This is a genomic window from Microbacterium sp. Bi128, from assembly GCF_918698205.1.
In genome coordinates, this window is the sequence record NZ_CAKKMM010000084.1 from 1 (window position 1) to 12,904 (window position 12,904).

Below are 12,904 nucleotides of genomic sequence, written 5' to 3' on the forward strand. Positions count from 1 at the left end.
CCCACATCCCCGGGCATCGCTCCCGAAGCACGCCCGCGTGCGCCTCGCGGGTGCGCACGGTCTGTTCGGCGAGTCGGAGCCGCACCGCGATCTCGGCCACCGCGGCGCGCTCGGCCATGTCGAGGCGGTCACGTCGCACGGCTGCGGGCGTGCGACCCCGCGGGTCATGCCAGAGTCCGTCGAGCGTAGGGTCGGGGCCGACCCAGGGGTCGGGGTCATCGAGCGCGTCGCTCAGCACACGGCGGATCAGGTCGTACTCGGCCGCTGCGGCGCGATGGCGGGCCCCCGCCGCATCTTCGAGGCGGTCCAGCACCGCCGCCGGACCATGAGACGTCGCGCGATCGGCGCCGCCCACGTCGTCTTCGTCGACGAGCCCGAGCGCGATCGCCCAGGCGGAATCCGCGTCGGACTGCAGGCTGTCCTCATCGGGGCACGGCGCCCAGACCTGCGCGCCGGCCGTCGACGACCGATCGCCAGGGGGTGCCGGGATCTCCATATTCGAACACTAATGAGGGGGTCCGACATCGACCGGGGTGTCGCATCGTCGGACGCGCGCCCCCGCTCAGCGGATCGGCCACGCGCCGTCGAGCGGGGGAGCCTCGGCATCCAGTCGTCCGATCTTGACGAAGTACTCGGTGAGGCTCGCCGCTTGCGCGCGCGCCCAGGCGATCTGTCGGGTGTGCAGTTCGTCGAGGGTCGGCGGCAGCCAGGCGGCGTAGCGCTCGGCGAGCGCGAGAGCCAGCCGTCCGGCAGCGACGGCGTCGGCGCACGCCTCGTGGGCGGCGTCGAGCGGCACCGCGTAGTGCGCGGCGACGTGGGTCAGCGTGCGCTTGCCGCGCCGGTAGCGGTCGTAGGTCTTGTCGACCACGAGCGGATCGATCACGGGCGATGGCGCATCGATGGGCGGGATGCCGTGACGCAGCGCCTCGTACTTGAGCATCGAGAAGTCGAAGGGGGCGTTGTAGGCCACGACCGGGATGCCGGCGGCGAACAGTGCGCGCAGCGCCTCGACCACCTCGGCGACGACCCCGGCCGCGGGCGCCCCCTCGGCGCGGGCACGCGCGGTGGTGACGCCGTGGATGGCGGCTGCGCCCGCGGGGATCTCGACGCCGGGGTCGGCCAGCCAGTCGCGCGCATCGATGACGTGTCCGCCCGCGTCGAGCACGCCAACGTGCGCCGTCACGATGCGATCGTTCACCACGTCGACCCCGGTGGTCTCGAGGTCGAACACCCCGACGACGCGCGCCCACTCGGGCGTCTGGAACATCGGGAGCGGCTCGGCCTGCCACGTGGTCATGCGCCCAGGCTAGGGCGGGGTTCCGACACGGCCGCGGAGGCACTCCGGCGCGGACGGGCTCGCGGCCCGTCCCGGGTGCGTGCCCGGCGCCGTGGGCTGCGCCGAAAACAGGCGTTGTGCGGAGAACAGGCCGGTTTGCCGCGGATCGGCATGTTCTCGCGGCATCCCCTGTTCTCGCATCGGCGCGGGCCGCTCCGGCGCGACCGGCCAAGACGGTGTCACCCCCTCTCGTAGAATCGACGGATGCCGAACCCCTATGCCGCGCTGCTCGCCGAGATCCCGGTGCAGCGGCAGACGGCCGAGAGCCTGGGCGGCACGACGGCCTACTGGACGTACGGCGACGCCGACGCCGCGACCACGATCGTCGCGGTGCACGGCTTCCGCGGTGAGCACCACGGCCTCGAGCCGGTCGTGGCGCACCTTCCCGGCATCCGGGTGATCTCGCCCGACCTGCCCGGATTCGGCGAGACGGCGCCGCTGCCCGGCCGTGCGCACGACCTCGACGCGTATGCCGCGTGGTTGCGGACGTTCGTCGAGACCGTCGCGCCCGGCGCGGTCGTGCTCGGGCACTCGTTCGGCTCGATCGTCGCCTCCGCAGCCGTCGCGGGCGGCCTGGCCACGCCGAAGCTCATCCTGGTCAACCCGATCGGCGCTCCGGCCCTCGAAGGTCCGCGCGGGGTGCTCACGCGTCTCGCGGTGTTCTACTACCTCGCCGGTGCGAAGCTGCCACGCCCGATCGGCGACGCGCTCCTGCGCAACGGCGTCATCGTGCGCGTGATGAGCGTCGCGATGGCCAAGACGCGCGACGCCGATCTGCGCCGCTTCGTGCACGAGCAGCACGACACGTACTTCTCGCGCTTCGCCGACCGCGACGTGCTGCACGAGGCGTTCGTGACGAGCGTCTCGCACGACGTGCGGGAGTTCGCCCCCCGCATCGCCCAGCCCACGCTCCTCGTCGCGGCCCAGAAAGACGACATCACGCCCATCGAGGCCGAGCGCCACCTCGCGACGCTCTTCCCGCGCGCTGAGCTGGTGGAGATCCCCGACGTGGGGCACCTGATCCACTACGAGACTCCGGGCGCGGCGGCATCCGCGATCACTCGCTTCCTGCGCGGGCCCTCCGCCGCCGGTACGCGTTGACGTTCATGCGGTTGCCGCAGTTGCCCGAGTCGCAGTACCGCTTGGAGCCGTTCTTGGAGAAATCGACGTAGACCCCCTGGCAGTCGTCGGCGTCGCAGACGCGCACACGGGCGTACTCGTCTGCGCGGATGACGTCGACGAACGCCATCGCCGCTTCGACGAGCATGCGCTGCGCGAGCGCGTCCGAGGGGTCGGACGCGTGGATGTGCCAGTCGAAGTCGTCGTGCCGCACGAGCTGGGGGAGGGCCTTCCCGTCGCGGAGCATCGCGTTCACGAGCGGCACGGACGTGTCCCGGTCGACGGTCCACAGTTCGAAGATCCGGGAGCGGATGCCGCGCACCGCCGCCAGTTCTCGGTCGTCGCGCGTGCGCGAGCCGGTGTAGGCGTGGCGGGTGGCGAAGTCGTCGAGCTGATCCATCGACACCAGCGTGTCGACCCCCGTCGTGTCGGTGTGCGGCAGCGTGTTGACCAGCTCGACCGTGGCGCGGAGGACGAGCTCGGTGTCACGAATGAAGACCATGTTGACTCCTGACAGGCGGACGCTCTACTGTCACGAGTGTAAACGTACTTCACTCCTGACAGCGGGCAGCCATGACCACCTCCTCCGTCGCCCTTCCACGCCCGACGCATCACGGCTCCACGGCCGTCACCGGCCTCGTGATCGCGGTCGCCTCGGCGCTGGCGTTCTCGTCCAGCGGCCCGTTCGTGAAACCGCTGCTCGACGGCGGCTGGTCGCTGGGCGCCGTCCTCGTCGTACGGATGGGGCTCGCTGCCCTGCTGCTGTCGCCCGCGCTCGTTCGTGCCGTGCGTCGACAGCCGGGATTCCTGCGGCGGCACGGTCTGCTCATCCTCGCGTTCGGCCTCACGGCGGTCGCCGGATGCCAGGTGTTCTACTTCGCGGCGATGCAGCGGATGCCGGTCGCGGTGGCGCTCCTGATCCAGTACATCGCGCCCGTGCTCCTCGTCATCGCGGTGTGGGCGCGCACACGGCGGGCGCCGTCGAAGCTCGTCATCGTCGGTTCCGTCGTCGCGATGGCCGGTCTCGTGCTCGTCGTCGACATCAGCGGTGCGCGTTTCGACCTGCTCGGCACGCTGTTCGCACTGTGTGCGGCGGTGTGTGCGGCGGCCTACTTCGTCATCGCGGGGCGGGCCGGCGACGATCTGCCCCCGCTCGCGCTCGCCGCGGGTGGCCTGCTGACCGGCACGGCGGTGATGGGGGTGCTGATCGTGACGGGCGTGCTGCCCTTCGCCGCCCCCGCGATCACGGTGTCGATGCTGGGGCTCGAGGTCCCCGGCATCCTGCCCCTGCTGTGGGTCGGCGGCGTCGCGACGACCCTCGGCTACGCGCTCGGCGTCATCGCCGTGCCGCTCATCGGGTCGCGGCTGGCGTCGTTCGTCGGGCTGAGCGAAGTGCTGTTCGCCCTCGGATTCGCCTGGTTGCTGCTGGGCGAGACCCCCGCACCGGTGCAGTTCGTCGGGGGAGCGCTCATCCTGGCCGGTGTCGTGCTCGTGCGACTGGATGCCGATGGCCCGGCCGAACCGCGCACCGAGACGGCGAGCGTGCCAGTCGTCCCGGCACCCTGACAGCGCGCCGCTACAGCTGCTGGCGCGCCAGGTCCATCAGCGGCCCGACGCGGTAGCCGATGACCTCGCCCATCACGAGCGAGGTCTCGGTGCGCTCGACGCCTTCGATCGAGAGGATGCGGGCGTCGGTGTCGAACAAGTGCTGGGTGTCGCGGCAGGCCACCCGCACGAGCAGGTCGACCTGTCCGCTGAGGCCGTGTGCCTGCAGCACTTCGGGCACTCGGGCGAGGGCTTCACGGATCGCGGGCAGCTCGGCCTGCCGCACCGTCACCTGCAGGAACGCCTCGATCGGGAAGCCCAACGCCTCGGCCGATAGCGTGCGCTCGTAGGACAGGAACACACCGCCCTTCTCGAGGCGGCCCATCCGCGCCTGGACGGTGTTGCGCGAGAGGCCCAGCTTCTCGGCGAGCGCGACGACGGTGGCGCGGGGATCGTGGGACAGGGCGCGGAGGAGGTCGAGGTCGACCGCGTCGAGCTTGGTCATGGTGCGAAACAGTAGCAGGATGCTCGGTCATCGCAATGCGCACAATGCTGAACCCGTGGCGCGGGTCTTGAGCGCCCTGCCTTCCCCGCGTACGGTCGGCCGTGTCGGCGACGCCGCCGGCACCCGGACTGCCCCGCTCCCACGAGGATCGCGGGCCGCACCTGGAGGGATGACGATGACGTACACCCAGACCACTCCTCACCACGGATCGGCTGTCGACGGAACCGCGGCGGATGCCGCACGAACGAACGAGTCCGCTGCGCGGGGGAGGACGCCCCGCTCCGACGACGGGGGCGACGTCGCCCGACTGCTCGAACCGGACGGGACGCGCGTGCCCGATCCCGCGTTGGACCCCTGGATCGCCGACCTGTCGCCGCACGAGCTGCGCGCCCTCCACCGCGACATGGTCCTGACCCGCCGCCTGGATGCCGAGGGCGTCGCGTTGCAGCGTCAGGGGCAGCTCGCGCTGTGGGCACCGTGTCGCGGTCAGGAGGCGGTGCAGATCGGCACCGCTCACGCACTCTCCGCCGGAGACTTCGCCTTCCCCAGCTACCGCGAGCACGGCGTCCTCCTGGCGCGCGGGGCGAAGCCCGAGGGCTACATGCTCGCGTGGCGTGGCGAGGAGCACTCCGCCTACGACCACGCGAGCATCAACGTCGCGCCCATGCAGATCATCATCGGAGCCCAGGCGCTGCACGCCACCGGGTGGGCGATGGGTGCGCAGCGCGACGGTTCCACCGACGTCGCCGTGGCGTACTTCGGCGACGGTGCGACGAGCCAGGGCGACGTCAACGAGGCGATGGTGTTCGCGTCGTCCTTCGGTGCGCCGGTGGTCTTCGTCTGCTCCAACAACCAGTGGGCGATCTCGGAGCCGGTCACCGTCCAGGCGAAGCACCCCATCGCGGGCCGGGCGCCGGGCTTCGGCATCCCGAGCCTGCGGATCGACGGCAACGACGTGCTCGCGTGCGTCGCCGCCATGCGGTGGGCGCTGGACCGCGCGCGTCGGGGGGACGGACCCTCGTTCCTCGAGGCCGTGACGTATCGGATGGGGCCGCACACCACGTCGGACGACCCGACCCGCTACCGCACGGCGGACGAGGTCGAGCGGTGGGCCGAGCGCGACCCGATCGCCCGGTTCGAGGCGTACCTGTGCGCCGAGGGCGTGCTCGACGACTCCGCGCTCGCCGAGGTCGCCGCGGCCGCCGACGCTCTCGCCGCCGAGGTGCGAGCCGCCTGCATCGGGGCGGTCACCCGGGCCCCCGAGACCGTGTTCGACCACGTCTACGCCGAACCCCACGCCCCGCTGGCCGCCCAGCGCGCCGAGTACGTCGCGTACCTCGCGGGCTTCGCCACGGAGGAGGCTCGATGACCGCGCTCACCCTCGGATCGGCGATCACCGCGGGCCTGGCCCGGGCGATGGCCGACGATGACCGGGTCCTGCTCCTGGGAGAGGACATCGGCAAGCTCGGCGGCGTCTTCCGGGTTACCGACGGCCTGCAGGAGCGCTTCGGCGCCCCGCGCGTCATCGACACCCCGCTCGCCGAGGCCGGCATCGTCGGCACCGCGGTCGGCCTCGCCCTGCGCGGCTACCGGCCCGTCGTCGAGATCCAGTTCGACGGCTTCGTCTACCCCGCCTTCGATCAGATCGTCTGCCAGGTCGCCAAGCTCCACTACCGCAGCAACGGACGTATCCGGATGCCGCTGGTCATCCGCATCCCCTGGGCCGGCGGCGTGGGGGCCGCCGAGCACCACTCCGAGTCGCCCGAGGCGTACTTCGTGCACACGGCGGGTCTGCGGGTCGTGACCGCCTCGACCCCGCAGGACGCCTACGTCATGCTGCGTCAGGCCGTGGCATCCGACGATCCGGTCGTGTTCTTCGAGCCGAAGCGTCTGTACCACTCCAAGGGCGAGGTCGATCTGGATGCCGATCTCGCCGACGCCCCGCCCCTGCACCTCGCCCGCGTCGCCCGGGAGGGAACGGACGTGACGATCGTCACCTACGGCGCCTCGGTGCGCACGGCGTTGGATGCCGCTCTCGCCGCCGAGGACGAGGGGGTCTCGCTCGAGGTGATCGACGTGCGGTCCCTGTCGCCGATGGACCTCCACACCGTCGCCGCGTCGGTGCGCAAGACCGGCCGGGTCGTCGTCGTGCACGAGGCGGCGCGCCAGGCGGGGGTGGGCGCCGAGATCGTGGCGAGCATCACCGAGCGCTGCTTCCCCTTCCTCGAGGCGCCGCCGCAGCGCGTCACCGGGCACGACATCCCGTATCCGCCGGCCAAGCTCGAGAAGCACCACGTGCCCGACCTCGACCGCATCCTGCACGCGGTGGATCGGGTGTGCGAGCGCGATACCGGCGTGCTTCCCGCGGGTGGCCTCGCACCCGCCGGAAGCACCGTCGAAGAGGGTGTCCGATGATCGCCGAATTCCGCCTTCCCGATCTCGGCGAGGGACTGCCCGAGGCCGAGATCGTGCTGTGGCACGTCGCCGAGGGCGACGAGGTGTCGCTGAACCAGACCATCGCCGAGGTCGAGACGGCCAAGGCGGTCGTCGAGATCCCGTCGCCCTACGCCGGGATCGTGCAGGGACTGCACGCCTCGGCCGGCGATGTCGTCGCCGTCGGCTCGCCCCTGGTGTCCTTCGCCGTCGGGGGAGACGAGGATGCCGGATCGGAACCCGAGCCGCCGAAGCCCACCGCCGCCCCGCCGGCGGACCGTCCGGCGGAGTCGACACCCGACACGCCGGTGGCGGCGACCGCCGAGCGGCGTGTCGCCGACGATCTCCGCCCGACGGGCCGCGAGGGAGCGGCGACACCGAACCTCGTCGGGTACGGCGCGGCTCCGACGTCGGGCGCTCGGCCGCGGCGCCGCGCGCGCACCACTGCCACGACGGTGATCGACGTCGACTCCGCCGTCCATGCGGCGGCGCCGCACGACGTCGTTCGCTCCGCTCCCGCCGAGGTGCCGGTCGAGCGGCCGCGCTCCACGCCGCCGGTCCGCAAGCTCGCCAAGGACCTCGGCGTCGACCTCGCCCGCGTGGCCGCCGTTCATCCCGGCGATCTCGTCACACGGGCGCACGTCGAGGAGTTCGCCCGCACCTCCCCTTCTCTCGCGTCGACGGTCCCCCCGGCTGTTCGTTCCGACCCGCGCGTCACGCGCACACCGATCCGCGGCGTGCGCAAGCACACCGCCGCCGCGATGGTGCGCAGCGCCTTCACCGCCCCGCACGCGACGACCTTCCTCACGATCGACGTCACCGCGACCACCGAGCTGCTGGCGTCCCTGACACACGATCGCGCGCTCGACGGTCACCGGATCGGTGTGCTCGCGATCGTCGCGAAGGCGGTGTGCCTCGCGATCGGTTGCACGCCGGCGCTGAACGCGCGGTGGGACGACGAGGCGGGCGAGATCGTCGAGCACCACTACGTGAATCTCGGCATCGCCGCGGCGACCGGTCGCGGGCTCGTCGTGCCGGTGATCCGGGATGCCGAGACCCTCGCGCTCGTCGACCTCGCCGACGCGATCGCCGGGCTGGCCGCGACCGCGCGGGCCGGACGCACGGCCCCGGTGGACATGACCGGCGGGACGTTCTCGATCACGAACGTCGGGGTCTTCGGGGTGGATGCCGGCACCCCGATCCTCAACCCGGGCGAGGCCGGGATCCTCGCCGTGGGTGCGGTGCGCCGCACCCCGTGGGAGCACCGGGGCGAGATCGCCCTGCGCGACGTGCTGACCCTCAGCCTCTCGTTCGATCACCGCGTCGTCGACGGGGCGGAGGCCGCGCGCTTCCTCACCGACGTCGCCGGGGTGCTGCGCGAGCCGGGCAGAGCGATGCTGCTGCGGTGATCCCGGGGCCCCGGACGCCCCCACCCGACCCGAGCGCCGCGTCCGCGGCATCCCTTTCCCGATCCCGAGGAGGATCCCCCGTGAGCATCGACACTCAGCACGCCTTCACCGACGACGAGCGCGAGCTCGCCGGAATGGTCCGCGAATTTGCCGACGAGGTGATCGCGCCGCGGTCCTACGAGGCCGACCGCGCGCACGAACTGCCGCTCGACATCGTCGCGCAGATGGGCGAGCTGGGCCTGTTCGGCCTGCCGTTTCCCGAGGCCGTCGGCGGGCAGGGCGGGGACTACGCAGCGCTGTGCGTCGCGATCGAAGCCATCGCACGGGTGGACCAGTCGCTCGCGATCACCCTGGAGGCCGGCGTGGGACTGGGCGCCATGCCGCTGTACCGCTTCGGCAGCGACGCGCAGAAGGCCGAGTACCTCCCCGACCTCGTGGCCGGGCGCGCGCTCGCCGGGTTCGGCCTGACCGAGGCCGAGGCCGGCAGCGACGCGGGGGCGACCCGCACGACCGCACGGCTCGACGGCGACGAGTGGGTGATCGACGGCTCGAAGCAGTTCATCACCAACTCCGGCACCGCCATCACGAGCTACGTCGCCGTCACCGCGGTGACCGAGCGTAGCGGCGACCGCCCCGAGATCTCGACCCTCATCGTGCCCGCGGGCACCCCGGGCTTCACGGTCGGTCCCGCGTACGACAAGGTCGGCTGGAACGCCTCCGACACGCACCCGTTGACCTTCGACGGTGTCCGCGTGCCCGCGGCGAACCTCCTCGGCGAGCGCGGACACGGGCTCAAGAACTTCCTGCGCACGCTCGACGAGGGACGTGTGGCGATCGCGGCGCTCGCGACCGGTGCGGCCGAGGGATGCCTCGAGGCGGCGGTCGACTACGCCCGCAGCCGCACCGTGTTCGGCGATCGCCTGTCGACACGGCAGAACGTGCAGTTCACGCTCGCGCGGATGCACGCCCGGGTGCACACCGCGCGGTTGGCGTGGGTGCACGCCGCGCGCCTGTGCGACGCGGGAAAGCCCTTCGCGGTGGATGCCGCGGTGGCCAAGATGACCGCGAGCGACGCGGCGATGGCGAACGCGCGCGACGCCACGCAGATCTTCGGCGGGAACGGCTTCATCAACGAATACCCGGTGGCGCGGCACTACCGGGACTCGAAGATCCTCGAGATCGGCGAGGGGACGACCGAGGTGCAGCTCATGGTGATCTCGCGAGCACTGGGCCTGTCGGGGAGTACCGTTGCCGCATGATCGAGCAGCGGGGCCTGTTTCTGGAGGAGTTCATCGTCGGCGAGCGCTATGTGCACCGGCCCGGGCGGACGGTCACCGAGGCCGATAACGTCCTGTTCACGACCCTCACGATGAACGCGCAGGCCCTGCACCTGGATGCCGCGTACGCGGCGACCCAGCCGTTCGGTCGCACGCTGATCAACTCGATGTGGACGCTGTCGACGCTCGTGGGTCTCTCGGTCGCACAGCTGACCCAGGGCACGCTCGTCGCTCAGCTGGGGTTGACGGACGTCAGCTTCCCGGCGCCGCTGTTCATCGGCGACACCCTCACAGCCGAGACCGAGGTGGTGTCGGCGCGCGCGTCGGCGTCCCGCCCCGGTCAGGGCGTCGTCGTCCTGGCCCACACCGGGACGTCGCAGAACGACGAGGTCGTGGCCACCGCGACCCGGACGGTGCTGGTGTGGTCGACGGATGCCGCGACGTGACCGGGGCGTTCGATCTCGGCCCGGCGCTGCTCTTCGTCCCCGGCGACCGCCCCGAGCGCCTCGCGAAGGCGCGGGAGAGGGCGGATGCCGCGATCCTCGACCTCGAGGACGCCGTCGCCCCGGATGCCAAGGAGGCCGCGCGCGCGGCCCTGATCGCCGCGGACCCCGATCCGGACCGTCTGATCGTGCGGGTCAACGCGCCCGCCACCCCTGAGTTCGCCCGGGATCTCGCGGCCCTCGCCCACACCCGCGTCCGCCGCGTGATGGTCGCCAAGGCCGAGTCCGCGGCATCCCTCGCGCCCGTCGACGCGTACGAGGTCATCGCGCTGTGCGAGACCGCGCGCGGGGTGGTTGCGGCGGAAGAGCTCGCGGCGCTGCCGTCGGTGGTCGCGCTGATGTGGGGAGCGGAAGACCTGGTGGCGAGCATGTGTGGGACCTCCAGCCGCCGTGACGACGGCGCGTACCGCGATGTCGCACGGCTCGCCCGCGCCCGCGTGCTGCTGGCGGCGGGGGCGTTCGGGAAGGCGGCGATCGACGCCGTGCACGTGGACATCGCCGATCTCGACGGTCTGTCGTCCGAAGCTCGAGATGCTGCCGCCTCGGGCTTCACCGCGACCGCGTGCATCCACCCGGGCCAGGTCGCGACCATCCGGGCGGCGTACGCTCCGACGCCGGATCAGCGCACGTGGGCCGAGGGCGTGCTCGCGGCAGCCGCGGGGGAGCGGGGCGTGTTCCGCTACGAGGGGCGCATGATCGACGAGCCGATCCTCCGGCACGCCCGCACGCTGCTCCGGCGCGCCGGGACGTGAGTCCCGAAGCGGCCGGTCAGCTCACGACGCCGGCGTAGGCCAGCATCTCCCAGGCCTCGCCGTCGAGGCGGAAGACGGTGGCGGAGCAGTTGGGCAGTCGCTCGCCGACGCGGGGGAACGCTCCGTCGGTGGCGTGCAGGATGACCTCGCGGATGAGCGCTCCGTGCGCCACCGCGATGACGTGCGCGCCCTCGGGGGTCTCGGTCACGACCTCGGCGATCGACGCCAGCGCGCGTTCGCGCACGAGCGGCCACGCCTCGGCGCCCGGGACCTGGGCGGTGTTCCACGGCCCGTAGGTCGCGGCGAAGGTCTGCGCGTCCATGCCCTCGGCGTCGCCGTAGGAGCGTTCGCGCAGGCCCGGGAGGCGGCGGGCGACGGTGGTGCCGAGGGCCGCGGCGATCGTGTCGGCGGTCTCGGCGGCGCGCGACAGGTCGCTCGAGACGACGACGACATCGCTCCCGACGAGATCGTCGGCGAGGGTCGCGGCGACTTCGCGGGCCTGCGCGCGGCCCGTGTCGTTGAGGGGGATGTCGGTCGAGCCCTGGATGCGTTGGCCGGCGTTCCAGTCGGTCTCGCCGTGGCGTACGAGGGTGAGGATCGTCACGAGTCGAGCCTAACCCGCGCTCCCCGGTGCGGCCCCGCGAGCGTCACGCCAGGGGCGGCAGCCGCTCGGCGAACGCCCGCAGCACGTCGGTCGTACCGCCCTCGATCTTGACCGCCGCGCGCTGGTCGGCGCGGGTCTCGCCGCGGTTGATGATCACGACGGGGAGGCGGCGGCGCCGCGCCCGCTCCACCAGGCGGATGCCGGAATTGACCACGAGCGAGGAGCCGGCCACGACCAGCGCTTGGCTGGCGTGCACGAGTTGTTCGGCCTCGCGGAACTTCTCGACCGGGATGTACTCGCCGAAGAACACCACGTCGGGCTTCAGCGTCCCCCCGCACACCGAGCACACCGGGACGACGAAACCGTCGGCCGATGCCGGGGTGACATCGCCGTCGGGGCCGAGTTCGACGTTCTCGGGCAGGGCGATCCACGGATTGTCGGCTTCGACGCGCGCCGCGAGGTCGCGGCGGTCGAACACCTGCCCGCAGTGCAGACACCCCACGCGGCGCATCGTGCCGTGCAGCTCGACGACGCGGTGACTGCCGGCGCGCACGTGGAGCCCGTCGACGTTCTGCGTGATGACACCGGTGGAGACGCTGGAGTCCTCGAGCGCGGCGAGCGCACGGTGGCCGTCGTTGGGCGCGGCGGCGGCGAACACCTTCCAGCCGAGGTGACTGCCGACCCAGTACCGGCGGCGCGCGTCGGCGCTGGCCAAGAACTGCTGCGCCGTCATCGGGGTGCGCGTGGGCGCTCCCTTGCCGCGGTAGTCGGGAATGCCGGAGTCGGTCGATACTCCCGCGCCGGTCAGGACGGCGATGCGGCGCCCGGCGAGCACCTCGACGGCTCGATCGATGGATGCCCCGATCTCGGCATCCTTCGTCGTGTCCGTCATGCCCACCTCCGTCGGATCGAGTCTAGGACCGCGCGCCGACACCGTCGTCGCCGCCCGCCCGGCGCCACCCCCGGACGGTTCGCATGAGCGACCACGGATAATCGGGCCATGAGCCCCACACCCTCCCCGGCCTTCTTCGACGTCACCCGCCTCCGCCGCGTCCGCCCGTGGGGAGGGGATCCCGTCGACATCGTCATCGAGGACGGACGCATCGCGCGGGTCGCGCCGGTCGGCTCCGACCCCGTCGGCGCCCGGGAATTCGACGGGCGCGGGATGCTGGCCCTCCCCGGGATCATCAACGCCCACGCGCACGTCGACAAATCGTGGTGGGGCCTTCCGTGGCAGTCGTACGGTGGCGAGTCGAGCACCGAGGGGCGCATCCGCCACGAACGGGACCGGCGCGAGGCCCTCGGCATCCCCTCGGCCCCGCGCGCGGCGCGCGTGCTCGCGGAACTCGTGCGGCACGGCACGACCGCGATCCGCAGTCACGTCGACGTCGACGCCGGGATCGGGCTGCTGCCATGGTCGC

Annotated in this window: 13 protein-coding genes and 2 pseudogenes; 9 read left to right on the forward strand and 6 right to left on the reverse strand. The window is 72.3% G+C overall.

Going from position 1 to position 12,904, the window contains the following annotated elements:
- Positions 1-496 (reverse strand): annotated as a pseudogene (locus LQV45_RS08780) (HNH endonuclease); the annotation flags it as partial.
- Positions 497-562: 66 nt separating this feature from the next.
- A complete protein-coding gene (locus tag LQV45_RS08785) occupies positions 563-1,297 on the reverse strand; it encodes an exonuclease domain-containing protein (RefSeq protein ID WP_230006672.1) in 735 nt (244 codons plus the stop codon).
- A 243-nt stretch (positions 1,298-1,540) separates the two neighbouring features.
- Between LQV45_RS08785 and LQV45_RS08790 the strand changes: the two genes are divergently transcribed.
- On the forward strand, positions 1,541-2,437 hold the full coding sequence (locus tag LQV45_RS08790) for an alpha/beta fold hydrolase (protein WP_230006673.1): 897 nt from the start codon (positions 1,541-1,543) through the stop codon (positions 2,435-2,437).
- Here the strand turns inward: LQV45_RS08790 and LQV45_RS08795 are convergent.
- Entirely contained in the window at positions 2,394-2,957 is a 564-nt protein-coding gene (locus LQV45_RS08795; protein ID WP_230006674.1) for a CGNR zinc finger domain-containing protein, read from the reverse strand. The genes LQV45_RS08790 and LQV45_RS08795 overlap by 44 nt on opposite strands.
- A gap of 71 nt (positions 2,958-3,028) precedes the next feature.
- Here LQV45_RS08795 and LQV45_RS08800 point away from each other — a divergent pair, with 71 nt between their 5' ends.
- Positions 3,029-4,021: a DMT family transporter gene (locus LQV45_RS08800; RefSeq protein ID WP_230006675.1), complete on the forward strand. Its 993-nt coding sequence runs from the start codon at positions 3,029-3,031 to the stop codon at positions 4,019-4,021.
- A gap of 10 nt (positions 4,022-4,031) precedes the next feature.
- Here LQV45_RS08800 and LQV45_RS08805 read toward each other — a convergent pair whose 3' ends face one another.
- Positions 4,032-4,505 (reverse strand): Lrp/AsnC family transcriptional regulator, encoded by a 474-nt coding sequence (locus tag LQV45_RS08805; RefSeq protein WP_230006676.1) that lies wholly within the window; start codon positions 4,503-4,505, stop codon positions 4,032-4,034.
- 169 nt (positions 4,506-4,674) lie between these two features.
- Here LQV45_RS08805 and pdhA point away from each other — a divergent pair, with 169 nt between their 5' ends.
- From pdhA to LQV45_RS08835, 6 genes are all read left to right on the forward strand, one after another.
- Positions 4,675-5,874, forward strand: a complete 1,200-nt coding sequence (pdhA, locus tag LQV45_RS08810) for a pyruvate dehydrogenase (acetyl-transferring) E1 component subunit alpha (RefSeq protein WP_374208165.1) — start codon at positions 4,675-4,677, stop codon at positions 5,872-5,874.
- Complete coding sequence (locus tag LQV45_RS08815) at positions 5,871-6,920, forward strand: alpha-ketoacid dehydrogenase subunit beta (protein ID WP_230006678.1); 1,050 nt, start codon at positions 5,871-5,873, stop codon at positions 6,918-6,920. Before pdhA ends, LQV45_RS08815 begins: the two co-directional genes overlap by 4 nt.
- On the forward strand, positions 6,917-8,347 hold the full coding sequence (locus LQV45_RS08820; protein WP_230006679.1) for a dihydrolipoamide acetyltransferase family protein: 1,431 nt from the start codon (positions 6,917-6,919) through the stop codon (positions 8,345-8,347). Before LQV45_RS08815 ends, LQV45_RS08820 begins: the two co-directional genes overlap by 4 nt.
- 80 nt (positions 8,348-8,427) lie before the next feature.
- Positions 8,428-9,606, forward strand: coding sequence for an acyl-CoA dehydrogenase family protein (locus tag LQV45_RS08825; protein WP_290370228.1), 1,179 nt, complete (start codon positions 8,428-8,430; stop codon positions 9,604-9,606).
- The gene (locus LQV45_RS08830; protein WP_230006680.1) at positions 9,603-10,070 is read left to right on the forward strand and encodes a MaoC family dehydratase; all 468 of its coding nucleotides are present in this window, start codon (positions 9,603-9,605) and stop codon (positions 10,068-10,070) included. The genes LQV45_RS08825 and LQV45_RS08830 overlap by 4 nt, the downstream gene beginning before the upstream one ends.
- Positions 10,067-10,879 (forward strand): CoA ester lyase, encoded by an 813-nt coding sequence (locus LQV45_RS08835; protein ID WP_230006681.1) that lies wholly within the window; start codon positions 10,067-10,069, stop codon positions 10,877-10,879. The genes LQV45_RS08830 and LQV45_RS08835 overlap by 4 nt, the downstream gene beginning before the upstream one ends.
- A 16-nt stretch (positions 10,880-10,895) precedes the next feature.
- Here LQV45_RS08835 and LQV45_RS08840 read toward each other — a convergent pair whose 3' ends face one another.
- On the reverse strand, positions 10,896-11,483 hold the full coding sequence (locus LQV45_RS08840) for a histidine phosphatase family protein (protein ID WP_230006682.1): 588 nt from the start codon (positions 11,481-11,483) through the stop codon (positions 10,896-10,898).
- Positions 11,484-11,526: 43 nt separating this feature from the next.
- Positions 11,527-12,375 (reverse strand): Sir2 family NAD-dependent protein deacetylase, encoded by an 849-nt coding sequence (locus LQV45_RS08845; RefSeq protein ID WP_230006683.1) that lies wholly within the window; start codon positions 12,373-12,375, stop codon positions 11,527-11,529.
- A 108-nt stretch (positions 12,376-12,483) separates the two neighbouring features.
- On the opposite strand from LQV45_RS08845, the pseudogene LQV45_RS08850 reads away from it, so the two are divergent.
- Positions 12,484-12,904 (forward strand): annotated as a pseudogene (locus LQV45_RS08850) (cytosine deaminase); the annotation flags it as partial.

Excerpts from the sequence above, each read along its gene's own strand:
- LQV45_RS08790 (WP_230006673.1), top strand. The coding sequence starts at position 1,541 with ATGCCGAACCCCTATGCCGCGCTGCTCGCCGAGATCCCGGTGCAGCGG.
- LQV45_RS08805 (WP_230006676.1), bottom strand. The coding sequence starts at position 4,505 with ATGACCAAGCTCGACGCGGTCGACCTCGACCTCCTCCGCGCCCTGTCC.
- LQV45_RS08785 (WP_230006672.1), bottom strand. The coding sequence starts at position 1,297 with ATGACCACGTGGCAGGCCGAGCCGCTCCCGATGTTCCAGACGCCCGAG.
- LQV45_RS08830 (WP_230006680.1), top strand. The coding sequence starts at position 9,603 with ATGATCGAGCAGCGGGGCCTGTTTCTGGAGGAGTTCATCGTCGGCGAG.
- LQV45_RS08795 (WP_230006674.1), bottom strand. The coding sequence starts at position 2,957 with ATGGTCTTCATTCGTGACACCGAGCTCGTCCTCCGCGCCACGGTCGAG.
- LQV45_RS08800 (WP_230006675.1), top strand. The coding sequence starts at position 3,029 with ATGACCACCTCCTCCGTCGCCCTTCCACGCCCGACGCATCACGGCTCC.
- pdhA (WP_374208165.1), top strand. The coding sequence starts at position 4,675 with ATGACGATGACGTACACCCAGACCACTCCTCACCACGGATCGGCTGTC.
- LQV45_RS08820 (WP_230006679.1), top strand. The coding sequence starts at position 6,917 with ATGATCGCCGAATTCCGCCTTCCCGATCTCGGCGAGGGACTGCCCGAG.
- LQV45_RS08815 (WP_230006678.1), top strand. The coding sequence starts at position 5,871 with ATGACCGCGCTCACCCTCGGATCGGCGATCACCGCGGGCCTGGCCCGG.
- LQV45_RS08845 (WP_230006683.1), bottom strand. The coding sequence starts at position 12,375 with ATGACGGACACGACGAAGGATGCCGAGATCGGGGCATCCATCGATCGA.